The following is a 26,587-nucleotide window of genomic DNA, read 5'->3' as shown; positions in this document are numbered from 1 at the left end:
CCTTCTTATGATCCTGGTACGTCTTGAATAGTAACCAATGCAAACGACTTTTCTTTAATTGTCTTACCATCGTAACGCCCTACGCCTTTAAATACGGTTTGATCCTCAATGAATTTGACATCTGTAGAAGATTCAAGACGAATACTAGCGCGCTCAGAAAGTAAATATTGTTTTAAGTCTCCCAACACAATTTCATCTGTTTTCATATGAGCTGATAAGATGGTTCTTACACCAGCAATATTAGGATTGCTGACATTTCCGGCTACTGTTCGACCATCGTCAGTCGTTGTGATCGTTTGCGGCAAAATTCTGTTGTAATAAGTAACACGATTCATTACAGATACTACTTCGCCACCCGTTCCATCAACATCTACTAGCCCTAAATGTGAAACAATATCTGCAAGTGATCCATCAGAAGTTTTCTTGTTATTAGCTACGATTTTTGGAATGATCCCTTCCGGTTGTTTATCCGTAGCGCCTTTCCCATTCAAAATAGCATTATCCAGCGCTTTGGCGATTGCCTGAGCGATTCGTTTTTCTACAAATGCAGCAAGGTTGATTAGAGAATCTTCAATGATACTGTTTGGAACAGGCACATATCCAGCTAAAGAAAAACCATCCAATTCTGTAAAATCAAATTCATCATCAATTTCTTTAAGTGCTCCTGTCATTTCAATCCAGAACGCTTCCGGAATGTCGCCAGCAAGCATCACACGCCCTTTTCCTTTAATTGGTTCTACGGTTACTTCGCTATACAGAACGCTGTAGTCACCAAGTTTAGATTCTATACGATCAAGAACAATTTCCGGAATTGTCTTTTCAACATCCGTTAAAGCTCTTTTCTCGCTCATGGCATTCATGATATTTGTATAGAAATCTCGAACTTCCGGAACTTGTAATGATTGTCTGACAGTCATTGCCCCTCCTGTTTCTTGGACGGTTCTTACTTGTTGTGTTTTTGGCATATTTCTTTTCGCTCCTTCTCCTAATACAGCTCGTTGCTGCTCTTCTAATTCTGCTAGCTCTTCTTCCAGCTGCTCAATTTCTTCGACTAGCTCAGTTTCTTCTGTTTTTTTCTCTTCGATTTCCTTTTCTAACTGCTCTACTTCTTCTTCAACTGCTTTCATTTCTTCATCTGTTGAAGCCTCTTCGATTGCCGCCTCTAGTTCTCCTTCACGTTTAGAAAAACCAGATAATACTGACCTAACATCCTTCAACGCTGGTTTTAACTCTCTAAGTTTTTTCCCGATAACTAATTTTCTTAATGCCATTTTTTATTCTCTCCTTCAATTGTTGTTTTTTTGCCGCCATACGCGATTCACTTATTTTTTTAAATTGTTGCTGCCTTGCCTCCGCTATTGTGTCTTGATAAGCTGGAAAGGCAACAATAGACACTTCAAACAATTCAACTTCTTCAATCGTCCATTTTACAGAACCATCTTCGCGCCATTCTTCATGCTCTTTTACAATCTCGAATCCAAACGAACATTGATCTATGTCCCCTCGTTTTACTCGCTCATAAAGATTGACAGCCTCAGAATCATTTTCATTGACAATAATTTCTCCGTACAATCCTTTTTCATCTACTTGTAAAGTTAATGTATTAGATTTAGTTCGACCTAATACTTTTCCTGTATCATGATTGAAAAGACCACGAACATCCCCAATGTTCCCAAAAGCTGTTGGAGCAACCTCTTCAAAAGCCCCCGGCCATAATTCAGTTTCTTTATTAAATATAGCGAAATAAGCAGCAATTCTTTTTTCTTCGCTGGTTTCTTCGCTTCTGGTTTGAATGTCTGTGCTGATACTTCTATATTGTTTTATTCCTGATCTAACTTTCACTCTTCCACCTCATTTCCATTTAATTTTTTTTGCTCCCCGATCATACCGACCGGAATATAGTTTTCTAAAATGACTAGTTCATCCAATTTATCAAGTGGATTAAAGTCTACTAACCCCCGAACCTCATTACCTGTTGCCAGCCCACGAGTGTACATATTCATCCCTAGATTACCCAAAGTTTCCACATCATAGGCGTATAAACTTCTTGAATTACACCTGAAAAAGTATGAAGGGTTTGTCAACAGACCTTTTGTTAATGTCTGCTGCAAAATTTGAGCGATTGACATTATTTTTGTAGTGATAAAATTGTTGTATTCATCTTTGTTGTATGCCCCTACTCCCAAAAAGAAAGAAGGCACACCAAGAATACCGGCCACGGTTTTTTTATCAAGTTCAACAGCTTCATTGATAGCAATATCTTTCAACGTTAGCGGTTTTACTTGCTGAACTTCTAAAAGGTCCGCTGGAATGATCCACGGTTTTCCGGCTTTCGATCGTTTCAAGTAACGATCTTCCAGCTTTTCGCGCCCTTCTTCTGAGTCTAGTTCATCTACATCGCTGTCAACTTTTATAATGACATTCGGCATATACTCGCTACTCATGAACGCTTTTTTTGTTGCCGTTGCTTGCTTCAAATTACTAGTTATATCCCTTAATGTAAGACGATAGCCAGTACCTAACCACGGCTTTTCCGGATCTGGATTGATTACAAAATGAAGGACATCTTCTGGACTAAAATATTGATTTCCATTATATAAAATAGTATAGGTTCCCATGTCTTCAATAAAACTAACCTTTGAAGGAGACAACGGAACCAAATTTTTTATGATATTTCTTTCGATTGATGGGAATACAACACAATTCCCATCACCTTCTAAAAGTAACGTTTTTACAATCCAGTAAACCCAATTTTTACGTGTCATATTTTGACAAGGGTTAATATCAATTTTTTTAGATAATTCATTCTTTATTCTGATATCACCTTTATCTGTATTTTCCATCAGGTGTATAGTCATATTAGAAACAAGGTCCGCAATCTTATCAACAGCAATCCGAACTTCTGGATTATCACTTAATCTTGTATAGCCGGGAACAAGCAAATTTTTTGCCTCTTCTGAAAGAAAATACCCGACCGACGGTTTTTCTTCTGGCTCTGATCTAATTTTTATCTTTCCTCTGATACGGTTAAAAAATCCCATGTTCATCTTTCCTTTCCTAATTCTCTAAGTAGTCAGCCATGCCGGATTTTCCGGTGTCTTCTAACATTTGACAGCAGGCAAAGACGGCAGCATCGAAAATATCAATTCGCATATTACCATTATCACCATCTACTTTTTCATATTGGATCATGTCGTCTGTTTTCTCTATTGCTCTGACATTTTGAACACAATATTCAAATGATTCATTGTTTAAATAATAAAACTCTGTATTCTTAACTTTTAGTTCAATACGCCGGAACCCTTCTGACTTTCTCCAAAAATATTGCGGTTGATCCACTATTTTGAATTTTGCTTTCTTCATTTTTTGGAAGAACTCACGGCCAAATTTTCTATCAAAACCAACTTTCGCAATTTTGAATCCTTTTTTTCTCATGTTAATAAACCAGTTAACAATATCATCGTAACTAGTAGTTGCAGTATTAGACATAGTAAGTTGTTTATCATCTTTCCATGCGAATAACGGTATAGCATCTTCTTCCGCTTTCTTTGTTGCATTTACAACCGGGAAGAACGCGTGGGTGATTACAATATCAATTTCTTTCCCATCATGGTCGAAAGAACCATATAAAGCAGCTGCTGTTAAATCGTGCATTTTTGATAAATCTGCTCCGCCGTACCACTTGATTTTTTTCTTTAGTAGTTCTTCTAGCGTCCAACCATACTGATCGTTACTATGAATAAATTCATTAATGTCAAAATAGGCCAACATAGATGAAGTGAAAATATTCAATGTCTTATTGAAAAATTCGCCTCGTGTTTGAGGATCGTTTAAAGCCAGTTCTGCATCCCTTTTTAAATCGTCTAAAGAAACCGATACACCCATCGATGGGTTAGCCATCTCTAAAATTTTAGGATCAGTATATTCTTTTACTTCTCCTTTTTCATCTTGATCGGCTTTACAAATAAAAATAAAGTATTCATCATCGGTGATCGTACCAGTTAAAACACTCTGACAATATTTCAAGCGATTCGCTAGGAATCCGCTGGGGATATCTCCGGCGGTACTAATGGCAATCAACAATTTATTTCTGTAAGCCTTCTGGCTATTCTTCATTAAAATATACTGTTTTGCTGACTTCCACGTATGAACCTCGTCAAGTATTAACAAATTACTATTAAGAGAATCAAGCCGTTTTGGATCGTTTGCCAAGGCTCGAATATAAAAAGAACCATCCTCACCAAAATCGGCTGTGATGGAATGTTCTTGGTTATTATCTCGAATCTGAAATGCTGTGTCGTCGAATCTTTCAATGTTATATTTTAGGAATCCGAAAGACTCCATTGTTTGTGTTAAGCTATTGGCAAGGATATACAGCTTACTTCCGGAGCGCGCTTCAATAACTGAAAGGGCTTCGCCCAACGCACTGGCAAATGCAGTCTTTCCATTTTTCCGTGCAATCATCAACAATGATTCTCTAAAACGACGTATGTTCGTACCGGGTAAAAAGAAGCCTAGCAAATTAACAATGATAAACTTCTGCCATGGTTGTAAATAAAGAGGTGTACCTCTTAATGAACGGCCAGACAAATCTTCTCCTTGCTGGTGTGTGATTCCTTTTTCAATAAAATTGATTACAAAATCAAATTGATTCTGCCGGAACTCCAAATCATCACGCTTTAAATCGTCAAGAAATCGTTGAGCTGCTTGACGGTTTTCTTGGCAAGCTGTCTTTCTTCCTTCGACAATCGCCGTCGCGTATTCTATAGCAACCGAAAAATGAGGGGAATCGATTTTAGTGATATCCATTACAGATTTTTCATTAATGAACTAAATGGCGACGAACTGGCTGGCTTTTTATTTTTAGTTTCATTCAATGCTTTAGGGTTTAAGCATAATCGATCAGAATAGTTCATAATATCTTTCCTTAGACTTTCTAAGGCTGTAACCAAAGGAACTTTTCTTTCATTTGTCGCCCCGGCTTTGTTTGTATAGTCAGCTGTAATTTTATAAGAAGAAGCTTCAAACTCATTGTAAAGATGTTGGTATTGATCCAATAAATCTACAAAAATGTCAATAATTATCTCATACTCTTTCTTATACTTTCCTAGCTCCTCCATTGACCGAACCACGCTATTTTTCAACGTTCGTTTGCTTTTTATCTTTGCCATTTCATCACCTCGATTCCTTCTTTTTTCTCCCTCACACCCCTTTTTTCTAAAATTGCCTCGTGGGGGGAAGAAGTCCTCATCCTCGGTTCTCATTGCTCATTTTTTATTTTCAAACTGAAGGGGGGCTATTATTTTTCTTCCACTCTTCAAATTCTTTTTTTCTTTTTCGCTGCCAGTATCTACCAGCTTTAGTGATTGAATGATCTTTTCTACTGTGAAAAGAATTGTGTTTCTCATTCGTCAATGGCAATAGATTCCATTCAACTAAAGCTAACGCCGGATAAGTTTCTAATGGATAAATATGATGAACAACATCAGCAAGGACCCTGTTACCAAAGCGCGATGATTCCTGACATTCATATTTATATTTTCTTAGCACCTTATTCTTCTTTTTTATCCATTTCTTTGATTGATAAAATGGGTTTACTTTCTTCGTATAATCGCCCCTCTCCTGTATCTATGTTTTTAATTTTCTATAAAAGAAAAAGACCGCTGTTTAAGCGATCTTACTCTTGTTATACGATGCCCTCCGCTCAGCCGGATAGCCTCGTGTGTAACGATGCTGAGTCGTTCGCTGCTGTTTCTGTTTCCGCAGATAGCAGCAGAAGCTCAAGGAGAAACATCTATAAGACGATTATTTTATTTTGTGAGTAGAATAATCTATAGATAACTCTTCCTTTTCAATAATTTGTATTCGTACTAGAGAAATTCAAATTATTTGATACTAGCATAATAACACGGAATATGTGCATCATGTGTGCACGAAATGTGCATCAGAAATCAGCTATAATTACTTCTGCTCCGAAAAGTATTATTGATAATTGTCGTAAGTGATGTTTTAGTTTCTTTGTAACAACGCTTCTTTCAGTGCCGTATGCTACGGAAATATCCACGTCGCTCAATTTATTCTTATTCAGATACTTCATTTTCAACATGGTATATCCTTCTGGATTCTTTCTTTCGAACTCCTCCAACGCTCTATCTACATGATTCATTAATTTTGATGTTTTTGCTTTATTCTCCATCAAGGTAGATAATTGGAATCTATCATCTCCCCAAATCCCGCTAAGCAAGTCACCAGAGATTTGTTCGTTTATGATATCGCAATGCGCCTTCAAAAGATGATAGTTACTCATCAACAATTTAGTATTGTGATAAGCGTTATCTCTGATTCTCTTCTTTTCAGCTAAATTTAGTTCATGAACTTCTTTTGCTAATTTCCTAATCGTGCTATCACCAAGTTCGATAATCTGAGTATGTTCTCCCATCTACCTTCATTCCTTTATAATTATTTAGGTTTGCTTAAATCAAAGCCTAATGCATTCTCTCTTCCTTCGACGCTCTCTGCGTCAAATCTCGCTTTTCCTTTGGTTATTTCAAAACCTCCAACTTCTGCCAACACTTTCGCTAACTTAGCACTGGCGAATAGAGCTGTCTTTGATTTGGCACTCGATTTATAAAATTTACGAGCACCCTCTGTTTCCCGTTCACAAGAAACAATAAATAATTGCTTCTCTATTCTATCGAGATATAAACGAACATATTCCGGGTATCCCATTTGTTTGACTAATGAGGCGCTGACAGTCACAGATTTGCTCGTAACCGTCATTTTATCAGAGGCGACCATTTTAAATTGGTCTGGTGTTAATATTTCAATGTTTTTTGGATTCAATTTCATTGATTGTTTCCTCCTAGCTTTTAATTAATATACGCAGTTTTATAGTAAAGTCATTTGACCGCTTGGCTCGTAGTTCATCCATAATACTTCTGTGCGACTCTGGCCGGCTTCTGCTTGAGCATTGATATAAACTTTGTAGCAATCTTTCAGGATATCGTTATACAGTTCATTGTCATACCCCGATAGGATGAATTTTCCTTTGAAATCTCTAAGGACCTCTAAAAGCTCCGGCTGCTGCTCGTCCTCCATGTCAGTTTCGTAATATCTGCCTTTTCTGGTACTCAGCAAATATGGAGGGTCAACATATGCGAAAACGTCTTTTCTGCTGTAACGCTGCAGCAGTTTTACTGCATCTTGATTTTCTATCTGAGCATGTTTGAGTCGTTCGGCTACCGCTAAAACTCTTTCTGGTATCTCGTTCCACTCATGAAGTTTTCCGCCCATCTTATCAATATTTGAACGCCAACCGCTTTTGTGCCTTTGGACTCCTCCAACAGTCTGCCATGATTGAACTAGGAACTTTCTAGCATTTTCTAATTCGTTTCCGCCCTCTTTATCGCTTAACTGTTGCTCTTGCCTGCTGTGTGGTGTTAGATATACAAGTTTTGCCAGCTGCTCCGGTTGCTCCCTGCAAACTTTGAAAAAGTTATATACTCGCTCATTCAAATCATTGATTGTTTCAACCGTTGATGCTTCTTTCGAGAAGAAAACAGCACCGCTGCCAAAAAATGGTTCGATGTAAGTAGTATGTGGCGGCATATTCTCTATAATGATATCTGCAAGTCTCCATTTAGAACCTGGATAGTTTAGTATTCGTTTCATAGGAGCACCTCGAAAATACTTTCAAATATCGGCACCGGAATACTATTGCCACTCTGCTTATAAAGAGGCATGATAAAGCGTCCTCTGCGTTCATGAGCAGATGCTGCTTTATAGAAGTCTTCATCGCTATATCCTTGTAGCCTCCAGCACTCTAATTCTGTGAGATACCTGTAACGATCCCCGCAGTCGATAATTTGCGCCGGGCTTCGGTCCTGTCTGGTGGTGATTGTATAGGCGAAATCTTCAATAACAGTTGCTCGCTTGATTCCTTTCTGTCCAACAACAGATAAGATACTTGGTTGAGTGACTGTATAGGCTTCGCTTACTTCCGAATTGTCCTGCAGGTACTCGCTAAGATGATTCATTTTAGTGGTTTTAAGCATTTCAAAATTGAACGCTTGCCCCAATGTAGAGATTGTAAAGACTCTCTCCCTTGCTTGTGGTAGTCCAAAGTCACGAGCATCAAGAATTTTGAAGCTGTTTGAATAGCCCATTTTCTCCATCTCTTCAAGGTATCGGTTAAAGTTCTTACGCATTCGTTTGTGCAATACACCTTTTACATTTTCCCAAATAACGACAGGTGGTCGCCATTCTCCGAATTGCTGAATGATTCGTATTGTTTCCCACATAAGGCTTGACCGTGTTTCGCTTCCTTCATCTGCTCCCATTTGAAGCCCGGCAATGCTTATATCTTGGCATGGACTGCCATGTATGAGAATATCTGGCTTTAAATTCCAGTTAATAACTGATTGAGTATTATATTCCAGTTCGTCTGCAAACATTGCGTTATAGCTTGCAACAGCTAACGGGTCAATTTCTACATAGTCAATCGACTTTACTTTGATACCCATTTTCTTAAGTCCGGCTCTAGGTGAGCCAATACCGCCGAATAATTCTAAAATCTGTAGTGTCATATTATTCACAAAAGGAGTAAAGAGCTCTTTCTGCGGCCGCAAACCTCCGCTCCTTTCAGTTTTTCTGTATCTATAGAATACTTCGATAATTTTATCTTTTCAAAATACCACAATCCGTTTCTGTTATAATTAAATTATTAAAACATAGAAACGAGGTCATTTAATGCAAAAAACAATTCCTGTTATTTTCAACAATGAAACAGAGAAAGATTTTACTTTTGAAGTCCCAGGAAACTGTCCGCATTGTGGAGAAATTATGTCTCCGGAATTTTTGGGAGGACGCACTCTAGTAAGTTGGTCTTCCGAGCTTATTACGGAGGGTTACTCTTTTGACATTGCTATCCTTTTACAATGCACTATGAAAGACTGCGAAAGCTACTATGCTCTGGAATATTCTTGTGAACCTATTTATAGACAACATCTCAATAATCTTGTTTATACTACTCACGGTCCTGTTCCTTACAAATATTCACCTAAACTAGAAATTAGTATCTCTGAAAATATAACGACTTTATCTCCTCGTTTTTTGAATATTTATAAACAGGCTCTCATAGCTGATTCGAAAGAACTTGACGAAATTGCTGGAATGGGACTCAGGAAAGCGATAGAAATATTAATCACTGATTATTTACTAGCATACACTCCTGATGGTACCGATGAAGCCACCTTAAAAAACCCAAAAACGCCTTTAGGAGAGAAAATAAAACATCTTCCTAGCAAAAAACTAAGAGATTTAGCAAAGGCGATTACTTATCTAGGAAATGATGAGACCCATTACACTAGACAGCATCCTGATTATAGTATTGAGTCACTCAAAGTTTTTATAAAATCTCTTATTAGTGACATTGAAAATCAGTTAAATTATCAGGAAGCTTTAAAAATAATTAATTCACCCTCAAAATAGGAGATTTTTAGTCTCCTATTTATTTGTCATCCCTGTTCCCCCCTCTACTGGTTCAACCCCCAACACAACGTAATTATCTTGCTGAGCGTAATCAGTGATGTATATAACCTGCACTCTACATTCTCTACCTGTATAACTTCTAGAATTTGGATTGTATTCTCCAAGAGAAAGGATATCCCCGACTCGATACAGTCTGTCGTTTTTCCGAATTTCAAAGGTCTTAACACCTGACTCAACATCATCAAAATACAGTGTATCTAGTTTCAAGGCATGAACGACAGGTTCCTGCTTCGCCGTGTAGCCATCCAAAATAGCTCTCGCGACCACAGGCATGTTATTTTCAATATATCGAATCCATTCTTTTTCAAATGATTGGTTTCGACATTTAAGCACAATCACTTTAAAAAGCGTGTTGTCTGAATATAGTTGCTCGGCTCTTTTCATTTCGATCCAATCAGCGAGCCAACGAGGTATCTCAACAGGCTTGCTCTGTTCAAATAGTTCAACGATTTTTTGAGCATATTCAATCGATCCTTGTTCTATTTCGGATTCGTCGTAAAAATCCCAATCAGATTCGATAAATTCTTTTAGTTTCAAAGCAATACTTTCTTCAAGGTTATTTCGGTCTGTAGCAGCATTCATTATCTCGTCATAAGCATCAGCTTTCTTCTGCAGCACTTCCTGCTCGGATTCAACCTCTTTAATCAGCGTATACAGTTTTTCGTAATCTTGAATCATATTATCTGTCAGGACCATTGCAGGTTCTTTCCATTTCTCGGCACTTTCTTTCATCGTATATAAGTAACTGCGATGTATTGTTATCATCTCTTTTGTTTCCTCTACCTTACTCATTTCTCAACCTCCTCAGTAGTGTATTTCAATCCATTTTTTCCTTGTTTTATCTTGGCAATATAACCGCAAGTCACTTTGTAGCTTCATCAGAAATACTCCCATGTCACATCCAAATTCAATAACCATGACCCGTTCACCATTTTCGTTTATTGGTCGTGCTGAATAAAAAATCAAGTTGTGTTTTTCGAAGTATCCGGCAAGAAGGCTTTCAGTTGTTTCCTCAGTCATAGAAAAATCCCTCTTCTTGTTGATCAATAAATTCAATTACTCTGTCGACATCCACATAATTTAAAAATTGAATGGTTCCAGGTGTCTCTACTTGAAAGATTTCTGCCTCTTCTTCAGTAATATACTTTCGGCCATAAATGCTTTTCATATGTGACCAAATAGAAAACGGGATAAAAGCAGCAGTTTTATTAATTAACACGCACACACCAGCAACAGCACCCATTTTTTCATATTCTGTTAGTTGTTCAAGTTGTGCAGCAGATAAACGATTCTGATTCATTCTTTTTTCTGTCGTTGCTTTCGATTCAAAGATGATTGCACGCCTATCATTTAGAACTCCCTTGAAATCGCACTGAGCCTTCTTATGCTTTTGGAACTGAACGATAGCACGGCCTCCATCTTCTTTCCTAATAATTTTGAACGGTTCCGGTGTTTTCTCAATCAGAGCGCGGCCTCTTTTCTTATAAGCAGCGCATCCACCTACTATCATTTTTTCAAAAGCTGAGCCTTGAGCGTTATTCATTTTGCTTTTGTAGCTTCTAGCCGAATCCTTCTTTTTTGTCATTGATTACTACCTCCTTCATCATCCCCGGAATCACGCCATGCTCTCAAGTAAATATGCCATCCTGTGAGTTCATAATATTTACATTCGATATGGGTAATCCGGTAATTTTTATATTTACGACGAAAGAACTCTTCACCACCGTCGTTGCTTAGCGCTAATGCTTCTACCTTTCTTTTTGAATAATCTCTATCGTGATCATCAATAGAGAGAAAAGGTCTGTTAAGATTTTTGCTTGATGACCAGCTTTTACAACCCTTTTTCCATCTTTTTTGCTTTGATAAGTAGTTAGCGATTGCCAATAGCCCGTCGCTATCAGATTGAATCAAAGAGAAATGGACAATACCGATTGGCTCTCTGTTCTTCCCTCTTCCTTTGGACCACGTGTCAATAATTTCTTCTGCGTTCAGTCCTTTTTTAATAATCACATGATGGTGAATATTACTTATATCTCCTGCTTCTCCCTCTTCTGTAAATTCAGTGACAATCATATACTTAAGTTCGACACTGGTTTTCTTCGCTTTACGTCTTAACCTCCCCAGCCAATTTTTAATCTCCTTTTGTGCCCCCCCTATAGTCTTCGGTTTAAATTTCGGCTTATATGTGTAAGTCATATAATAATCACCATTTTCAAAATTCCCTTGAAGAAGCCAAGTAAAGTATCTATGGCTATTTTTATTATTCAGATTTTGTTGAGCAGGTCGGGATACTTCTCTTTTTCTCCCTCGGTTACTTCTCACGGCTATTTCAGCTGCTGCTGTTCGTGGAATGATATCTGTTTCTACATATTTTCCTATCGTGATTGTTCGTTCTCTAATAAATGCCATTTTACTTATCTCCACTCTTGATTATTCTTCTATGCACCTAACGTTAATACCTATTACAAGTGGTAAGAAACGCCGATTTATCAACGTTTCGCATTGAAAAACTTCATCAAGAGTGGTATAATTAACCTGTGAAAAGTTTTCTTTGTCTCTCTTGATGAAGATAGTTGAACCTTGTTGTCCGACAAGGTTTTTTCTTTTGTATTTTTAAGCGATATGAGTGGCTGCTCATGTTGCTTTTTCCATTTGATCTAAAATAGTTTCTCTGAGTTTATCTAACCGACTGATGTTATCTTGTAGCCTAGGTAGTGTCGCTTCATAGACGGGACGCCAATCCCAATTTCTCCACAACCATAATCGGTCGTTTTCAATTTTGAACCGCTTGTTCAATCCATCTATCTTCACTTGATACACATAATTTCCAGAAGGTTTTTCCTCTTCTTCTAGGATGATTCCGTTATTTGAAGAGAAAAATACTGTTGCTGCTTGTTTTTGCTCATTGCTGTAGCGTCTATTCATCGCAAGCACTTCTTTTTCTATTTTTGAATCTTCGATAATGTTTGTCTAAGAGTTTCCGTTCACTGACTATCTTTTGCCTTGAGTCATAGGAGACTGTGGTCATACCGTGTTCGTTGTAATAATTTTCGATAGCATTTAGCGCTTCTCTATGTTTTTGAAATTGCTCCTCCGTTGTGTATTTATTTATCTGGTCTGGATAATAACTTGTTTGCATGTAAAGCACCTCCATTCAATTAATTATTTTTCGTTCTTTTCCGTTTACCTTGATTTTCTTAGGCTCATTGGTAATTCCAACAGCCACCCAAATAACCACAGATAAGAAACCAAGTGATAAGGACGCTCTGAAAGAAAGGCCCAGCAATGACATTAAGGCTACATCTTGTAAAATTCGAATCATTTTTCTTTTCATTCTCTTAGTTCCCTTCTATAGATAATGGATAATATGAGCCAGATAATGAGATATAATCCGGCAGCTGTAAATTGTAGTAGTTTTAGATAGGCGATTGCTATTATGAAGAAGATGAGAGTAATAATTATGAACATAAGCTTCATTCTGTTTCCTACTTTCTTTTTTACATAGCTCTAACTTTCACCGATAATTCATGATCGTGAAGTGTTCGTTTATCATGTTTATCTTTAGCAACTTGAGCTTGTTCGATGGCGAATTCATGCTCTTTCCCTCTTTTTCCGATAGGTTTGACATCATGATTATTCAATATTTGCGAAACTAACTTTATGGAACAGCCCCATTTTTTAGCAAGTTCCGCTTTTGTATAGATTGTTTGCTTTGATTTGGCGAAATAAGCCTCTTCTACAGTTTTCATCTGAGACTCATTGTTTTCTTCTAGGCATTTTCTTAATCCGAAAATCATTTGTCGCTCACCTTCGGTTACTTCCATTACTGGCATTGTGTCTCAGCTCCTTTTTTACTTTTTGGCGTTTCTTCTATTTCTCGCTTCCTGTATAATCGGTGTATCGATAAGTGGTCTGTCGAAATAATGAAGAAAGCGAGGTGAAAAAGATGGCGAAAATTCCATACGCTGATTCAAGCGGTACTCTATCCGTAAGGGTTGAATTAAAGCATGCCGCTGATGTGTTTTTAGTAGATTCTTCGAATTATCAGAAGATGAATGCTGGCCAAAAATATACCTATTTTGGAGGGCATTACACTAAAACACCTGTGACAATCAGCGTTAACGGTTCGGGTAGATGGTATTTAATTGTTCGTGGTAGCGGACAGTATAAATACCAGTTCTACTAATCCTTTGTACGAGCTGGCATTTCTGGATCGGCCAGCTCGTTTAGTGTTGCATTATTTTCCATATACTCTATTGCCTCGCCAAAAGCATCAGTTAAGTTGCTGATAGTCCAGCTTTTATCAATTGCGAAAGACAACACATTTTCAACGAATTCAAACTTGTCTTTTTCTGACGTTATTCTCTTTCCTTCCATTCCTCGCACCTCCTCATGCTGATTTTTTGACTTTTTCGTTCTTCGAGCTTGACCTCCTGCGATAATACAAGGTTTACTTATTCAAGATATTTTATAAGCAAGTACCCGACAATGCTTCCGAGTATAATTCCTGTTATACTCGGTTTTTCTTTCTTTGCAGTGAAAAAACCGGATAAAATTATGGATGCCCAACATCCTATGACCCAATTCATGCGCTACCTCCTCATGCTGATTTCGTTCGTTCCGTTTTCGGAACATTAAAATTAAAAAAAATATTCATATTTGTTGCACCTACTATTTCAGCAAACTCAGCCAAATCGTCTGCACCAGTCTTTGATTTTCCATTTTCAAACTTAGAATATTTTGTTCTAGACCATCCCATTTTTTTTGCGATATCTTCTTGAGTTAAACCAGCAGCAATGCGTTCAGCTTTTATTCTGCCTGTATTAAACATCTGCCATCCCTCCCTTTTTATTCTTAGGCTATTATCAACCTTATTGAGTATATAATATCAGGTTCGTTCCATTTTTGTAACGAATTTTATTTTAATATCAAAAAAATGTTTCGTTTTCGGAACTATATGGTATAATATCTCTGAAAGGAGTGCTTTTATGAATGACAACAAAACTATTCGAGATATTATTGTAAGTAGAAGAAATGAGTTAGGAATATCCTTATCGGAGATGGCTAGGAGATTAAATATTCCAAAATCTACTTTATCTCGTTATGAGAATTTGAAACACCAATACCCTCTAAATGAAATTCAAAATTTTTCAAATATACTAGACTTAACTCCAGAATATATTTTAGGACTTGACGCAAAAGAAAATCTTCAAGCAGAAACAATCGCAGACCTCATAAATGATGATTCAAGCGAGCGAGCAATTATTATAACTAAATTAAACCATTTAAGTAAACGAGATTTGTTATTGGTTGAGAGCTTTATTGATACTTTAATCAAAACAAAAGACTGAGTTTCCTCAGCCTTTTTGGTCTAATTTTATTAAAATGATAAGAATTTTTTCAAGCTTTCTATTATCAGACATTCCTTTTATAATTCGGATTATTTCCTTTTTATAGTAATCCATACTAACATCTCCCTTTTTATATTAACGGGTCTGGTTAATGATTTAGGGAATAAAAACTAGTGTTTTCTTAAGTATATTTTGCTATACTTGATGTAGGTGTGCTTCTAAAGCACGCGTGCAGGAGCAGCACTAGCTAAGTGCGATAACATCTGAGATTGATCGTCGGGGATGTGGCTCCTGTTTTTTTATACCCCTGTTTGAATAATTAGAGGTACTATCACTACTGTTACCAATACAGCAATTGTCATTTTATCTCTCCTTCCTTACTTTATATGTAAATTTTAGCAGATAAAACTCATGAACTAAAGGAAGAAAAAAAATCGTTTGCGTTTAAAGCAACTAAAAAAGAGTGGATTGTAATTTTTATCTTACTATCGAAGGTAAAATAGCATAACAAACCATATTTTTTGCGATTACATTACACGTAAAACACACTTAGAAAGGCTGTTATAAATGGATTTGGGAAATGCAATAAGAACACTCAGGAAGAAAAAGGAGCTAAGATTATCTGATGTAAATATTGGAAAAACTCTGCAAACATTGTCACGAATAGAATCCGGAAAAATAATTTTGAATCAAAATACTCTGAACCAAATAATAGATACACTTGATTTGGAACCTGTCGAATTTTATAACTTTGCCAGCAAACTAGACTACCCTCATAACTTTGTACTCCAATTTAGAAGAGCTTCCGGTAGTCCGTCAGATAAGCTTCTCAGAGACTTCTTACTTGAGAATTATTTCAAATCAGATTACCAGTATTCTGATATTTCCAAAAACTTAATGTATTATTATTCGATTAAAAGTCATTTTAAAGACGAATGGGACCTAAAGGAATTGACTAGAAATGAAGTTCAACATTTAGTTAATCATTTATCTACTAGAAAGTATTATGGATATTTTGATTATTGCCTTCTATGCAATGTAGTTATTTACTTTCCAGATAATGAATCAAAGTTAATTTTCACTAAAATGTACCCTATCGAACAAGAAAATATGCGTGATTCCGAAACAAAAAAGTATGCTTTCACAGCAGTTCTAAATGTTATTTCTAAAAGGATTTATGATGGACATTACGAAGAAGCGATGTACTATCTTGAACAATCTAAAAATATTGATGCGCAAAAGTCGGATTACTACTTCAAGCTCTCTATTAGATATTTAGAAAATCTCTGCCTATTTCTTACTACGCATGATTCTGAGTATTATGGGAAGTTGTTGAATTATATCTCTGTGTTAAGAGATTTAGGAGACGATGCTACAGCGAATTTATTGAAAGAAGAAATTGAAGAGCTTGCGTTTGGTGATCCTAATAATATCAAAGATTCGTTAATAAAAGACAGATAAATAGCTAATCAGTACCGCAAATACTGATTAGCTATCCCCTTATCTCTAAGGCCTATTACAAATAGAATTATACCAGAGATAAGGAGAAGAAATGAAAATATTTAAAAATAAAAATTATGAGTTTTCAATAATTGTTCTTTCGATTTTGTCTATATTCATGGTTGTTCTCGATTTTGCATCTGTTATAAATCTTTCAGAACAACCATACCTAGTTGTTGATACATCCATATTGATTATCTTTGCTGTAGATTATATTGCTAGACTGTACCTTGCTGAAGAGAAGAAGAAATTTTTTCTAACGAATATCTTCGATTTAATTGCTATTATTCCATTCTCCTCTATTTTCTCATTTTTTAGAGTAGCTAGGATTTTTAGGATAGCTAGGATAAGTCGTATATCTAGGCTCAGCAGATTAGTTGGCATAACTGGCAAACTATCAAGGAATCTAAATGGATTTCTTAAGACAAACGGCTTTATTAATGTACTATACATAAGCGTAATTCTCATTTTAATTTCAGCAACGACTTACTCGGTTGCTGAAAATGTCCCTTTCGCAGACTCTCTTTGGTGGGCGCTTGTTACTACAACAACAGTGGGTTACGGAGATATTTCCCCAACTTCCCCATTCGGTAGGATAGCAGCGATTGTTCTGATGCTTTTGGGAATTGGTTTCATAGGTTTGCTTACTTCGACGATTACTGAATTTTTTAATGGAGGCGAAAGTCAATCTGGTGAATCAAAAGATGAACTATTAACTAAGATAGAATATTTAATAGAAAAAGTAGAAGCTTTAGAAAAGAAAATTGACGAAAAACAATAATTTCAATTTTCTACAATAGGAAATTGAGACAAAAATTAACATGCAATAGATGTATGTTGGAGGAGTGAGAACGGTGGCTACAATAAAAAAATATGTAAAAGCAGACGGATCACAAGCCTACATGTTTCAAACTTACTTAGGCGTTGATCCATTAACCGGAAAAAAGAAACGTACTACTCGACGAGGGTTCAGAACAGCAAAAGAAGCTAAATTGGCTCTTGCTCAATTACAACTTGAAGTCGAATCTAATAGTTTCGTTAAGCAAGACTTTAGTTCTTTTAAAGATATTTATGAACTATGGTTTGAGAATTATAAATTGAGTGTCAAACCCTCTACTTCGCAAAGGGTTACTTATCTTTTTGACAACCAGATATTACCTAACTTTGGTAGTAAGAGGATAAACAAAATTAATGCTGCTTATTGTCAGAATGTTGTAAATGAATGGAATGAAAAGGGAGCGCCCTCTCGCTTGCGTAGTTATACGAAAAAAGTTTTTAACTATGCTTTATCCATGAATCTTATTCAGTATAATCCAATGGATAAGATTCTGATTCCTCGAGCAAAAGAAAAAGAGCGGACGAAAGAAAGTAACTTTTTGGATAAACTACGACTGAAGGAATTTCTTGAAGATGTAAAGCGGAATGATGAACCGTTCGTTTTTCTCATGTTCCATGTGCTGGCGTACACCGGACTTCGTAAAGGAGAGTTAGCCGCCCTTTGTTGGTCTGATATAGATTTTGTAACAAACTCATTGACTGTATCAAAAACTGGATACTATTTGGATGGGAAGGCTCACATCACCACGACTAAGACAACCAACTCAAATAGAACAATCTCGGTAGACGTGGATACTGCAAGCTTATTAAAAAAATGGAAGTTTGAACAAAAAAAATATCTATTGTCGCGAGGCGTTCGAGTGAAGAAGGAAGAAAATCAATTAGTTTTCAGTAACAATAAAAACGAATTGCTGCACAATGCATTTTTAAATGATATCTTAAGAAATTACGCTGAATACAACATCACTCCGCACGGTTTCAGACATACACATGCTTCTTTATTATTTGAAGCTGGTGCAAGTATTAAACAGGTTCAAGAACGCTTGGGCCACAATAGCATTAATACCACATTAGAAATTTACACTCACGTTACGAAAGAAGCCGAAAAAGAAACTGCTGATAAGTTTTTGAATTATATGAAATTATGAAAAGGGTAGTCAGCGGGGTAGTCAAAATAAGAAAATGTTCAAACAAACGTTGATTTAAAGCCATTCAAAAAACTCTAAAATTGTCCAAAAGCATCTGTCGGATCTGTGATTTGCCAATAAAGGGTCACAAGCTCCTCATAGCTGATGATACGAGTATCAAAAATGATTTCTACTGCTTTGACATGTCCTGTTGTTCCACTGTGTACCTGATCATAGGTCGGTTTATCTATATTACCACCTGTATAGCCTGACAAAACAGAAACAATTCCCCTTTTTGTTTCAAACGGCTCAACCATACACCAAAAACAGCCCCCGGCGAAGACGGCAATTTCTTGATAAGCAGGGTCATCAATCGGATGTATTACTTGCTCTGTCGGCGCGCGGTTACCTGCTTCCCCTTTCAGCTTTAAATAGAAATCAGTCACATCAGGGGTCAGATTATTCCTCAAAGCAAGCGGACGAAAAATGGCTTCCAGCTTCGACAGCTCGCCCTTGAAATCTGCATCATTTTCTAACGTATTTTTTGCATGAACCAGCTGTGCTCGTTCCCATTCTCGTGTGCCGGAATTGAGAATCAGATTATAGATATCCTGTAGCAGCTCTTCTTCTCTAGACATAAGTGCTCCTCCTTTACGTCCGATTACAGCAAGCAGTCTACACTCCTTGCTTAAATACTTACCTGAAATTTAGCACATATTTGGGGAGTTGGCGAAAAATTGAATCTTCAACATGACAAAAGCAAATAACCCGGAAATCACCATTACTTTCCGGATTATTGCTTCTTATATTTTTCTTCGGAAATCCTCCTAGATAGGCAACGCACCAAGTCCTGTATATTTCAGGAATTCTAAGGGATACTTTCATGCTTATATAGCAAACACGCTGTTTATGTCACTTCTTTGTAAAGAATTGGCTTGATTAATCTCTCAATCATTTTCTCACTTCAACCGTCGTTCATTAATCTTTTTAATCTCTTCTAAATCAACCTTAGGGGCTCGGTCAGTGGTAAGCAGACCGTTCACCTCTTGCTCGACATCTGTCAGCTGCGTATAGCAATACCCGACAATGTACGGCAGCTCTTGGATGGCACGATGAATCCCGTCAAAACGAGTCATGAAGGCCTGTTCGTTTTCTACCTGATTGCCATAGCCCCAGTCCTCCTGCTTCTCTGTGGTAAAGGCAATACCGCCAAACTCAGAAATCATGATCGGCTGTCCTTTATAGCTGTAGCCATCAGCGAATGCATAGAAATCCTTATTAAACTGATACGCCTCATTTAGCACTGCTTCTTTATCTTCGTATCGCTCACTAAACAGCTGCTCGTATTCCTCGTAGTCATGAAGCGTGATAATATCGGAAATGGTATGAACCCAGCCATCATTTGTGATTACAGGTCGTTCAGAATCAATTGTTTTCGTTAAATAATAGACACTCTCCGTAAAGTGCTGCTGCTTCTCATCTTGTTCAATTCCCTTGATACCCCAAGATTCATTGAACGGAACCCAGGTGATGATTGATGGATGATTGTAATTTTGACGAACAATTGCCAGCCATTCATCGATAAAATTATCCACCGCTTGATCGTTGAAGGCATAGGTTGAGGCCATTTCCGACCAGACTAATACCCCTTTTTCATCGCACAGATATAAAAAGCGCTCATCCTCAAGCTTCTGATGCTTTCGTAAGCCGTTATAGCCCATCTCAACAATACGGTCAATGTCCTTCTCCAAAGCAGCAACGGATGGTGGTGTCAGACCTGATTCCTCCCAATAGCCTTGGTCTAAAATCAGCCGTTGATACAGCTGGTGGTTGTTCAACAATACCTGTCCATTTCTAATCGCGATTTTTCGCATACCAAAATAGCTGGAAACCTCATCAAGCAGCTGTCCCTCCTCTGTGTATAAACGGAAGGTCACATTATAAAGGTAAGGCGTCTCAGGAGACCATTGTTTAGTGCCCCAGCAGGCATCCTTCTTCACTCTTGTTTCCAATGCAATCGGTGTCATCGTGTGGGGTAGAATCCCTCGATATGAACTAACTCGACTGCCTTCAAAGGTGACTTCAGCTTCAAAAATAAGTTCCTGCTCCGACTCTACTGTACTCCCCTTAACAATCGGTTCAAAAATAATTTGATCGCTATCCACGTTTGGTGTCATTTTGACAGAAGAAAGGCGTTTTGGAGAGTATTGTTCCTCTAACCAAACCGATTTCCAAATACCAGTTGTCTGGACATACCAACAACCGAAATTGTCCTTTAGCCAACGTTGTTTTCCTCTAGGCTGTTCACACGCAAGGGAATCTTCTACACGGATGACCAAGCGATTTTCTCCCTGTACAATACCAGTTAAATCAAACTCAAATCGTTCATATGCCCCACGATGTGTTCCTAGCAACTGACCATTCAGCCAAACCTGACTATAATAATCAGCGCCTTCAAAGATAATCGTATAGCGCTTTGCTTCATCTAATGTTAGCTGCTTTTCATACCAGACAACCGAGTGATGTGCTTGATTGTTAATTCCGCTTTTCTCAGTTTCATAGGTAAAGGGAACTTGGATATCTACTATCTGAGATAAGCCTTGCGCCCAACCAGCTTCCATCCCCTCATTCTCATCATCAAATCGAAAAGCCCATGTTCCATCCAAAAGCGTCCAATTCTCACGAATAAACTGTGGACGCGGATGTTCACGTCTAATTGTTTTCATACTTCCCCTCATTTCTGTTGATTTCCAATAAAAATCCGTTCCGGATGATACTGGTCATTGATTTCTTTAATCGCTTCTAACGAGACCTTTGGTTGACGGTCATAGGTCAGCAAGCCGTTGATTTCCTGTTCGACATCTGCTAGCTGTGTATAGCAGTACCCCCACAATGCGCGCGAGCTGTAGATTGCATCCATGATTCGACCATAGTCATCTAAAAATTCCGCTTCATTCCCAGCAGACGTATATCCCCAGCCAGTTTGTCCACCAATTTCGTAGCCGATACCGCCAAATTCCGTCAATAGAATCGGTTGGTTTTGATAAGCAAACCCCTTGGCAAAGGTTGCCCATTTCCCCGGTGGATGCTGGATTAAGCCCTCTACATCTGCAAGGCTATCCTTGAAATAGCGATACTTCTTCACTTCTTCCTTTTCCCCGTGGCTGTAATTGTGAATCGCACAGATATCCGTCTCTGTCATTTCCCAGCCATCGTTCGAAATAACCAATCGAGTCGTGTCCAGCGCGTGTAAGTAGTGATAAATACTGCGGGAAAAGCTCTGCTGCTGCGTATTCAGATGGATATCGGGGATGCCCCAGCTTTCGTTTAGCGGTACCCACGTGACGATAGAAGGATGATTATAATCCCGTTCAATGATTTCAACCCACTCCTGTGTGAGTCTGGCAGCTGCATCTGAGGTATACACTGGCGCAGACGCACATTCTCCCCAAACAATAAAGCCCAGCTTATCTGCCCAATAGAGATAACGTGGGTCTTCTACTTTCTGATGCTTCCGACAACCATTAAAGCCCATTTCTTTCGCCAATTGAATATCCTTGATAAACGCAGCATCAGATGGTGCTGTTAACAGCCCTTCCGGCCAATAGCCCTGATCCAAAATCAATTTTTGGTAATAAGGCTGGTTATTCAGGAAAATCATGCCGTTTTCTACATGAATTTTTCTCATTCCGAAATAGCTCTCTACACAATCGGTTACTTCACCATCAACCAGCAGCTCCAATGACACATCAAACAAATTCGGATGCTCCGGAGACCAAGTCCAACCATGGTCATGAAAATTCGTCCGAAAAATCTTGTGGTTGTAAATATCAACACTTCGTTTTGTACAGGGTGAAAGCAACGTCGTTTGATCCTCTACAATTACCGTGTCCTTAAATGAAATCTTGTAACGCAACACACTCCCTAAAGCTTGTTTAGGCACAGTAACCGATAAAAGAACACTGCCTTCGTCCAGATTTGGTGTGAACGCTACTTTTTCTATGTGCCTAGTATCGACTTCTTCCAACCAGACCGTCTGCCAAATACCAGTGCTGTTCGTATACCAAATCCCTCGCGACTCTGCTTCCCAAAACTGCTTGCCTCTCGGAATCGTTTCATCATCATGAGGGTCCCAAGCGCGAACGGTGATGGATTGCTGCCCATCAACCAGAAAATTCGTGATATCAAAGCTAAAAGACGTATGGCCACCGATATGTTGACCGACATAACGGTCATTCACATACACATCCGCCTGATAATCGACGGCACCAAAATGCAGCAGCGTTTTCTTGTTTTTTCTTTTTTCCCAGTCAAACCCTTTTTGATACCAAACAATATCATGAACGCTTCGATCATCGATACCGCTCAATGAAGCTTGATAGACAAAAGGCACTTGGATTGTCTGGTGGAAGGCTTTCGAGTGCTCATACCAGCTTTCCTCCAACCCACTATTCTCATCATCAAATGCAAAGGACCACTCCCCGTTTAAAATCAAAAAGCTTTCACGCCTAAACTGCGGACGAGGATATTCAACACGCATCATATTCTTAACTCCCAACTAAGTTTTTTGAGTCTGCCATTTAATCCCTTTGTTTCGAGCCAATAAGATAACTCCTGCCGACATTGCCAACGCAAGGCTGATAATATCCAAAATAAAATAGGATAGAAGCCCTTGAAGGATTAAATACACACCAATTTTGACATTTACCTGATTATCCTTTATGTAACGTTTACTAATGACCAGATTGATTAAGCCCAAACCAATCAGTAACGTGCCAAAGGTGCAAACAAACATAAAGACATTACCAAACACCGCTTGAATCGCATTCACCTGTGTTTCTCCAGCAGTAGTGACTCCGGAGAACACCTGTTGTTGATAGAATCCATAAACAACTATTGTCAGCAGTCCATCCAATATTTGCCAAATCCCTAGAATTCGGATGAGCTGTCGTTCTCTTTTTCGATTCATTTTCTCCTATCCTTTCACGCCGGCAGACAATGACATTGACTGCAAAAAGTATTTTTGAGCTACTAGATACAAGATAAATGTCGGAATAATCGCAACCAAGGCTCCTGCCATCAATAAGGTTGGCTGCGCCTGATACATCCCCTGAAGCAGTTGTAAACCGGAAGTAATCGGCATTTTTTCAATATCATTGAAGACAATAGATGGCCATAGGAAATCATTCCACGAACCAGTGAAAGCAAAGAGCGACACAACCAATAGAACCGGCTTAATCAACGGAAAAATAATTTTTCTGAAAATCAGCCATTCTCCTGCCCCATCAATCTGAGCTGCTTCGTCGAAATCCTTTGGAATGTTATCCATAAACTGCTTCACCAAAAAAATATTGAACACGCCGGCTGCTCCCGGAACAATCATTGCCAACGGTGTATTTACCCAGCCTAAAATATCAACGATTTTATAGAGAGGAATCAAGTTCACTACGCTGGGAAACATCATGCTCGCCAGCAAAAAAGAGAACAAAACATTCTTTCCCTTAAAGGAAAGCCGACTGTAAGCAAAGGCAGAGAAGGAAACCACGACAACAACCAACAAGGTGTGAGTGACAGAAATAAACAATGAATTCAGAAACCACTTCACAAGAGGAGTACTGGAATTATTTACTAAAAGCTCCGTGTAGTTTGTCAGCACCCATTCAATCGGTAACAGCTTAAATCCGGCAGTCATCAACTCCATTTCTGATTTAAACGAAGTCAGTACACCGTATAATAATGGCACGATCCAAATGACGGCCATCAACACTAAAAAGATAAATGCAATGATTTTTGATATTGGACTCTTTTTCATCCTCGTGCCTCCTAATCTTTATTTCGCAAAAATTTGAACTGAACAGCTGATACAGCCATAATACAGACGCCTAGAATCACGGCCATTGCTGATGCAATTCCGGCGATGGATTGACCTGAGCCGAAGGCATTTTGCTGAATATACATTAGCAACACCCGTGTTGAGTTATTGGGGCCGCCCGCTGTCAGCATCAACGGCTGACCATACACATTGAATTGAGCAATCGTAGTCATCACAACAGTGTATAAAATCTGCCCTCTAATCGCTGGCAAGGTAATCTTAAAAAATTTCTGAAAGGCTGTTGCGCCATCAATATCGGCTGCCTCATAAAAATCCTTGGATATCCCATTCAGCGCAGCCTGATAGATAATCATATTCCCGCCGATAGTCCACCAAACAGTCACCGCTACCAACGCAAGCCAGGCATAAGGCTGCGTACCTGTCCAAGGTGTGTCTGTCTCCAACAAAGTATTAATTGGTCCATAGTTTACATTGAAAATCAGTGTCCAAATAATCACCACTGCCGATATCGCAAAGAGAGACGGCATGTAAAAAATAGACTGGAAGAGCTTTCCTAATTTTGGTTTTGTATTCAGTGCAGCAGCCAATAACAACGGAACTGCGATACAAAACGGCACGGAGAACAAGACGAAAAGAAATGTATTTTTCAAACCAATCCTTAACTGCTCATAGAAGGTCGAATCTACATTGAAGAGCAGGTCCTTATAATTATCCAGCCCAACAAAGGTCGGTGAACTGAACAAATCCCAGTCTGTAAAAGAAATATAAATACCAAAAACCACAGGAATCAGGAAAAATATCGAAAAAATAATCAAGTGCGGTGCCAAAAACAGCCATGGCACCAGCTTCTTTTTCTTCGAACGGCGTCTCTCTGCAGGTATCGTTTCTGTAGAAGTCATCATGTTGCGAACAATCCTTTCTTGGTTAAATGCTTATCTCAGGAGTATGGCAAAAGGGACAGCTCTATTCGTTTCAAGTCGCTGATTGAAACCTTCAACAAGCAATCTGATTTACAACCGTCTGCCTTTGCCATTTCCTTCCAGCTGTTTGTGATGAGGTATACTCAGTATTGAAGAGTACCCAATAGCCCAAACAGCTTAGTCATTTGAACGATCCTTAGCGATTTTATCTGTTACTTCCTTTTGCATCCCAGAAGTGAAATCGTCAACTGATTGTTTGCCAAAAATCGTATCGAATCCATGAGCATCTAAATATTCAGAAACGTAGCCATTGTATTTATAGTCAAAAATTGACAAGGTCTCCTGCTGCTCCGGTGTATTAATAAAGAAGGACTGCGGCATTTCCTTGTATTCTTCGTTTGTCAAAATATCCAAGGTCGCCGGATTTTGTCCTGCCTTCGCCCACTCCAAAGAGTTTGTACGCAGCCACTCGATGAAGTCCATGATACCTTGTGTTTTTTCTTCTGAACGGTCTGCGTTTTTAAACATCACAAACTGATGAGAAGAAGCCCAATTGACAATTTTCGTTGCATCATCTGACAGCTGCGGAGAGTTAGTCAATCCCCACTCAAAGCCAGCATCCTTGATATTGTTTTGCAGCCAGATACCTTCAGGGAAGAAAAGAAGCTTGCCGGCTAAAAACAGCTGTGTCGGATCCTCTCCATCTTTTGTGGTGACACCTTCTTGATACAAATCAGCCCACACACTCATCGCATCTTTTGACGCTGAAGTGTCCAGCGTTGGTGCTGTACCATCTGCCGTCAACTCCCCACCTTCTTGTTTAAAGGTAGCCAAGAAATTAGGCTTAGCCCAAGTAATCGCGATGCCTCTCACATCATCCGCTTTTGCCTTTTCACCGGCAGCCTTGATTTCATCAAACGTCAGAATGTTATCCTCTAATGCCTCAGGCGCATACTTTTCTAAAAGCTCTTTATTGTAATAGGTTCCCCAGTTATGGATATCAAACGGCAGACTATATCTCGCACCATCAAGCTCACCAAGATTCCACGCTTCAGCAACATAATTGTCTGCTTTTATATCAGAGTAGTTCGAAAGAAGATCATCATAAGTTTCCAGCATATCGTTATCTTTATAATTCTTGATTCGTTCTGCATGGACAATGTTCAAGTCCGGAATATTCTTACCTGAATTGACGACTGTCGGAATTTTCGCATACATATCTGTTTCCTTTAACGAAACATTTTTGATTTTAAAATCCGGATTTGTTTTATTGTATTCATCGATTAACGCTTTTAGATTAGAGCTGTCAGCACCTGTAAATGGATTCCAAAAAGTGATTTCCTTTTCATTGGATGAAGAGGAGCCTCCTGAACCTCCACATGCTGCTAATGCCATAAAACACGCCCCAGTAATAAGTGCTGCACCGATCAATTTCTTCATCTTCATTGTTCTTCCTCCGTTTTACCAAAA

The 26,587-nt window shown here is 38.4% G+C and carries 32 protein-coding genes and 1 pseudogene; 7 read left to right on the top strand and 26 right to left on the bottom strand.

Going from position 1 to position 26,587, the window contains the following annotated elements; all coding sequences use genetic code 11:
- Positions 1 to 5 precede the first annotated feature (5 nt).
- Genes IW510_RS15865 through IW510_RS15845 form a run of 5 tightly spaced genes read right to left on the bottom strand, consistent with a single transcriptional unit; the run spans position 6 to position 5,171 of the window.
- Entirely contained in the window at positions 6 to 1,271 is a 1,266-nt protein-coding gene (locus tag IW510_RS15865; RefSeq protein ID WP_202061307.1) for a phage major capsid protein, read from the bottom strand.
- Positions 1,234 to 1,842 carry an HK97 family phage prohead protease gene (locus IW510_RS15860; RefSeq protein ID WP_330932665.1) on the bottom strand — a complete coding sequence of 203 codons (609 nt, stop codon included), beginning with the start codon at positions 1,840 to 1,842 and terminating at the stop codon, positions 1,234 to 1,236. The genes IW510_RS15865 and IW510_RS15860 overlap by 38 nt, the downstream gene beginning before the upstream one ends.
- On the bottom strand, positions 1,839 to 3,041 hold the full coding sequence (locus IW510_RS15855) for a phage portal protein (protein WP_202061354.1): 1,203 nt from the start codon (positions 3,039 to 3,041) through the stop codon (positions 1,839 to 1,841). Before IW510_RS15855 ends, IW510_RS15860 begins: the two co-directional genes overlap by 4 nt.
- Positions 3,042 to 3,057: 16 nt before the next feature.
- Entirely contained in the window at positions 3,058 to 4,809 is a 1,752-nt protein-coding gene (locus IW510_RS15850) for a terminase large subunit (RefSeq protein ID WP_202061305.1), read from the bottom strand.
- Entirely contained in the window at positions 4,809 to 5,171 is a 363-nt protein-coding gene (locus IW510_RS15845; RefSeq protein WP_202061303.1) for a P27 family phage terminase small subunit, read from the bottom strand. The genes IW510_RS15850 and IW510_RS15845 overlap by 1 nt, the downstream gene beginning before the upstream one ends.
- A 291-nt stretch (positions 5,172 to 5,462) precedes the next feature.
- Between IW510_RS15845 and IW510_RS21605 the strand changes: the two genes are divergently transcribed.
- Positions 5,463 to 5,825, top strand: coding sequence for a hypothetical protein (locus IW510_RS21605; protein ID WP_202061301.1), 363 nt, complete (start codon positions 5,463 to 5,465; stop codon positions 5,823 to 5,825).
- A 119-nt stretch (positions 5,826 to 5,944) separates the two neighbouring features.
- Here IW510_RS21605 and IW510_RS15835 read toward each other — a convergent pair whose 3' ends face one another.
- Genes IW510_RS15835 through IW510_RS15820 form a run of 4 tightly spaced genes read right to left on the bottom strand, consistent with a single transcriptional unit; the run spans position 5,945 to position 8,627 of the window.
- Positions 5,945 to 6,439: a hypothetical protein gene (locus tag IW510_RS15835; protein WP_202061298.1), complete on the bottom strand. Its 495-nt coding sequence runs from the start codon at positions 6,437 to 6,439 to the stop codon at positions 5,945 to 5,947.
- Between the two features lie 20 nt (positions 6,440 to 6,459).
- Complete coding sequence (locus IW510_RS15830; RefSeq protein ID WP_202061296.1) at positions 6,460 to 6,849, bottom strand: hypothetical protein; 390 nt, start codon at positions 6,847 to 6,849, stop codon at positions 6,460 to 6,462.
- A gap of 39 nt (positions 6,850 to 6,888) precedes the next feature.
- Positions 6,889 to 7,671, bottom strand: a complete 783-nt coding sequence (locus IW510_RS15825) for a DNA adenine methylase (protein WP_202061294.1) — start codon at positions 7,669 to 7,671, stop codon at positions 6,889 to 6,891.
- Positions 7,668 to 8,627 (bottom strand): DNA cytosine methyltransferase, encoded by a 960-nt coding sequence (locus tag IW510_RS15820; protein WP_236674775.1) that lies wholly within the window; start codon positions 8,625 to 8,627, stop codon positions 7,668 to 7,670. The genes IW510_RS15825 and IW510_RS15820 overlap by 4 nt, the downstream gene beginning before the upstream one ends.
- A gap of 121 nt (positions 8,628 to 8,748) precedes the next feature.
- Between IW510_RS15820 and IW510_RS15815 the strand changes: the two genes are divergently transcribed.
- Positions 8,749 to 9,489: a DUF4145 domain-containing protein gene (locus IW510_RS15815; RefSeq protein ID WP_202061292.1), complete on the top strand. Its 741-nt coding sequence runs from the start codon at positions 8,749 to 8,751 to the stop codon at positions 9,487 to 9,489.
- Positions 9,490 to 9,504: 15 nt separating this feature from the next.
- Here IW510_RS15815 and IW510_RS15810 read toward each other — a convergent pair whose 3' ends face one another.
- The 8 genes from IW510_RS15810 to IW510_RS15775 form a co-directional block, all read right to left on the bottom strand.
- A complete protein-coding gene (locus tag IW510_RS15810) occupies positions 9,505 to 10,341 on the bottom strand; it encodes a DUF3850 domain-containing protein (RefSeq protein WP_202061290.1) in 837 nt (278 codons plus the stop codon).
- A gap of 12 nt (positions 10,342 to 10,353) precedes the next feature.
- Positions 10,354 to 10,569 carry a hypothetical protein gene (locus tag IW510_RS15805; protein ID WP_202061288.1) on the bottom strand — a complete coding sequence of 72 codons (216 nt, stop codon included), beginning with the start codon at positions 10,567 to 10,569 and terminating at the stop codon, positions 10,354 to 10,356.
- Positions 10,562 to 11,134 (bottom strand): Holliday junction resolvase RecU, encoded by a 573-nt coding sequence (locus IW510_RS15800; protein ID WP_236674774.1) that lies wholly within the window; start codon positions 11,132 to 11,134, stop codon positions 10,562 to 10,564. The genes IW510_RS15805 and IW510_RS15800 overlap by 8 nt, the downstream gene beginning before the upstream one ends.
- Positions 11,131 to 11,958, bottom strand: coding sequence for a rolling circle replication-associated protein (locus IW510_RS15795; protein WP_202061287.1), 828 nt, complete (start codon positions 11,956 to 11,958; stop codon positions 11,131 to 11,133). The genes IW510_RS15800 and IW510_RS15795 overlap by 4 nt, the downstream gene beginning before the upstream one ends.
- Before the next feature lie 225 nt (positions 11,959 to 12,183).
- A complete protein-coding gene (locus IW510_RS15790) occupies positions 12,184 to 12,474 on the bottom strand; it encodes a hypothetical protein (protein ID WP_202061286.1) in 291 nt (96 codons plus the stop codon).
- The gene (locus tag IW510_RS15785; RefSeq protein WP_202061285.1) at positions 12,467 to 12,688 is read right to left on the bottom strand and encodes a hypothetical protein; all 222 of its coding nucleotides are present in this window, start codon (positions 12,686 to 12,688) and stop codon (positions 12,467 to 12,469) included. The genes IW510_RS15790 and IW510_RS15785 overlap by 8 nt, the downstream gene beginning before the upstream one ends.
- Before the next feature lie 15 nt (positions 12,689 to 12,703).
- Positions 12,704 to 12,883 carry a hypothetical protein gene (locus tag IW510_RS15780; RefSeq protein WP_202061284.1) on the bottom strand — a complete coding sequence of 60 codons (180 nt, stop codon included), beginning with the start codon at positions 12,881 to 12,883 and terminating at the stop codon, positions 12,704 to 12,706.
- Between the two features lie 163 nt (positions 12,884 to 13,046).
- Positions 13,047 to 13,382 carry a MarR family transcriptional regulator gene (locus IW510_RS15775; RefSeq protein WP_202061283.1) on the bottom strand — a complete coding sequence of 112 codons (336 nt, stop codon included), beginning with the start codon at positions 13,380 to 13,382 and terminating at the stop codon, positions 13,047 to 13,049.
- 113 nt (positions 13,383 to 13,495) lie between these two features.
- On the opposite strand from IW510_RS15775, the gene IW510_RS15770 reads away from it, so the two are divergent.
- Positions 13,496 to 13,735 (top strand): DUF1883 domain-containing protein, encoded by a 240-nt coding sequence (locus tag IW510_RS15770; protein WP_202061351.1) that lies wholly within the window; start codon positions 13,496 to 13,498, stop codon positions 13,733 to 13,735.
- Here IW510_RS15770 and IW510_RS15765 read toward each other — a convergent pair.
- Both IW510_RS15765 and IW510_RS15760 read right to left on the bottom strand, forming a co-directional pair.
- The gene (locus tag IW510_RS15765; protein WP_202061282.1) at positions 13,732 to 13,926 is read right to left on the bottom strand and encodes a hypothetical protein; all 195 of its coding nucleotides are present in this window, start codon (positions 13,924 to 13,926) and stop codon (positions 13,732 to 13,734) included. The two genes, IW510_RS15770 and IW510_RS15765, sit on opposite strands and share 4 nt — an antisense overlap.
- Before the next feature lie 223 nt (positions 13,927 to 14,149).
- Positions 14,150 to 14,380, bottom strand: coding sequence for a helix-turn-helix domain-containing protein (locus IW510_RS15760; RefSeq protein ID WP_202061281.1), 231 nt, complete (start codon positions 14,378 to 14,380; stop codon positions 14,150 to 14,152).
- A gap of 157 nt (positions 14,381 to 14,537) precedes the next feature.
- Between IW510_RS15760 and IW510_RS15755 the strand changes: the two genes are divergently transcribed.
- From IW510_RS15755 to IW510_RS15740, 4 genes are all read left to right on the top strand, one after another.
- A complete protein-coding gene (locus tag IW510_RS15755) occupies positions 14,538 to 14,900 on the top strand; it encodes a helix-turn-helix domain-containing protein (protein WP_202061279.1) in 363 nt (120 codons plus the stop codon).
- Between the two features lie 567 nt (positions 14,901 to 15,467).
- Positions 15,468 to 16,361: a helix-turn-helix domain-containing protein gene (locus tag IW510_RS15750; protein WP_202061277.1), complete on the top strand. Its 894-nt coding sequence runs from the start codon at positions 15,468 to 15,470 to the stop codon at positions 16,359 to 16,361.
- Between the two features lie 91 nt (positions 16,362 to 16,452).
- Positions 16,453 to 17,181 carry a potassium channel family protein gene (locus IW510_RS15745; protein WP_202061275.1) on the top strand — a complete coding sequence of 243 codons (729 nt, stop codon included), beginning with the start codon at positions 16,453 to 16,455 and terminating at the stop codon, positions 17,179 to 17,181.
- A 73-nt stretch (positions 17,182 to 17,254) separates the two neighbouring features.
- Positions 17,255 to 18,385 carry a site-specific integrase gene (locus IW510_RS15740; RefSeq protein WP_202061273.1) on the top strand — a complete coding sequence of 377 codons (1,131 nt, stop codon included), beginning with the start codon at positions 17,255 to 17,257 and terminating at the stop codon, positions 18,383 to 18,385.
- A gap of 77 nt (positions 18,386 to 18,462) precedes the next feature.
- Here IW510_RS15740 and IW510_RS15735 read toward each other — a convergent pair.
- The 7 genes and pseudogenes from IW510_RS15735 to IW510_RS15705 all read right to left on the bottom strand — a co-directional run.
- A pseudogene (locus IW510_RS15735) lies at positions 18,463 to 19,002 on the bottom strand (peptide-methionine (S)-S-oxide reductase); the annotation flags it as partial.
- A 321-nt stretch (positions 19,003 to 19,323) separates the two neighbouring features.
- Entirely contained in the window at positions 19,324 to 21,090 is a 1,767-nt protein-coding gene (locus IW510_RS15730; protein ID WP_236674773.1) for a glycoside hydrolase family 2 protein, read from the bottom strand.
- Positions 21,091 to 21,098: 8 nt separating this feature from the next.
- The gene (locus tag IW510_RS15725) at positions 21,099 to 22,907 is read right to left on the bottom strand and encodes a glycoside hydrolase family 2 protein (RefSeq protein ID WP_202061267.1); all 1,809 of its coding nucleotides are present in this window, start codon (positions 22,905 to 22,907) and stop codon (positions 21,099 to 21,101) included.
- A 15-nt stretch (positions 22,908 to 22,922) separates the two neighbouring features.
- Positions 22,923 to 23,333 (bottom strand): hypothetical protein, encoded by a 411-nt coding sequence (locus tag IW510_RS15720; RefSeq protein WP_202061265.1) that lies wholly within the window; start codon positions 23,331 to 23,333, stop codon positions 22,923 to 22,925.
- Positions 23,334 to 23,339: 6 nt separating this feature from the next.
- Entirely contained in the window at positions 23,340 to 24,176 is an 837-nt protein-coding gene (locus tag IW510_RS15715) for a carbohydrate ABC transporter permease (RefSeq protein WP_202061263.1), read from the bottom strand.
- A gap of 11 nt (positions 24,177 to 24,187) precedes the next feature.
- The gene (locus IW510_RS15710; protein ID WP_202061350.1) at positions 24,188 to 25,096 is read right to left on the bottom strand and encodes a carbohydrate ABC transporter permease; all 909 of its coding nucleotides are present in this window, start codon (positions 25,094 to 25,096) and stop codon (positions 24,188 to 24,190) included.
- Positions 25,097 to 25,294: 198 nt separating this feature from the next.
- Complete coding sequence (locus IW510_RS15705; protein ID WP_202061261.1) at positions 25,295 to 26,563, bottom strand: extracellular solute-binding protein; 1,269 nt, start codon at positions 26,561 to 26,563, stop codon at positions 25,295 to 25,297.
- Positions 26,564 to 26,587 lie beyond the last annotated feature (24 nt).

It is taken from the genome of Enterococcus sp. BWR-S5 (assembly GCF_016745255.1).
Lineage (GTDB): Bacteria > Bacillota > Bacilli > Lactobacillales > Enterococcaceae > Enterococcus_L.
The sequence above is the reverse complement of the archived record's forward strand: the minus strand, read 5'-3'. Positions and strand labels throughout refer to the sequence as shown.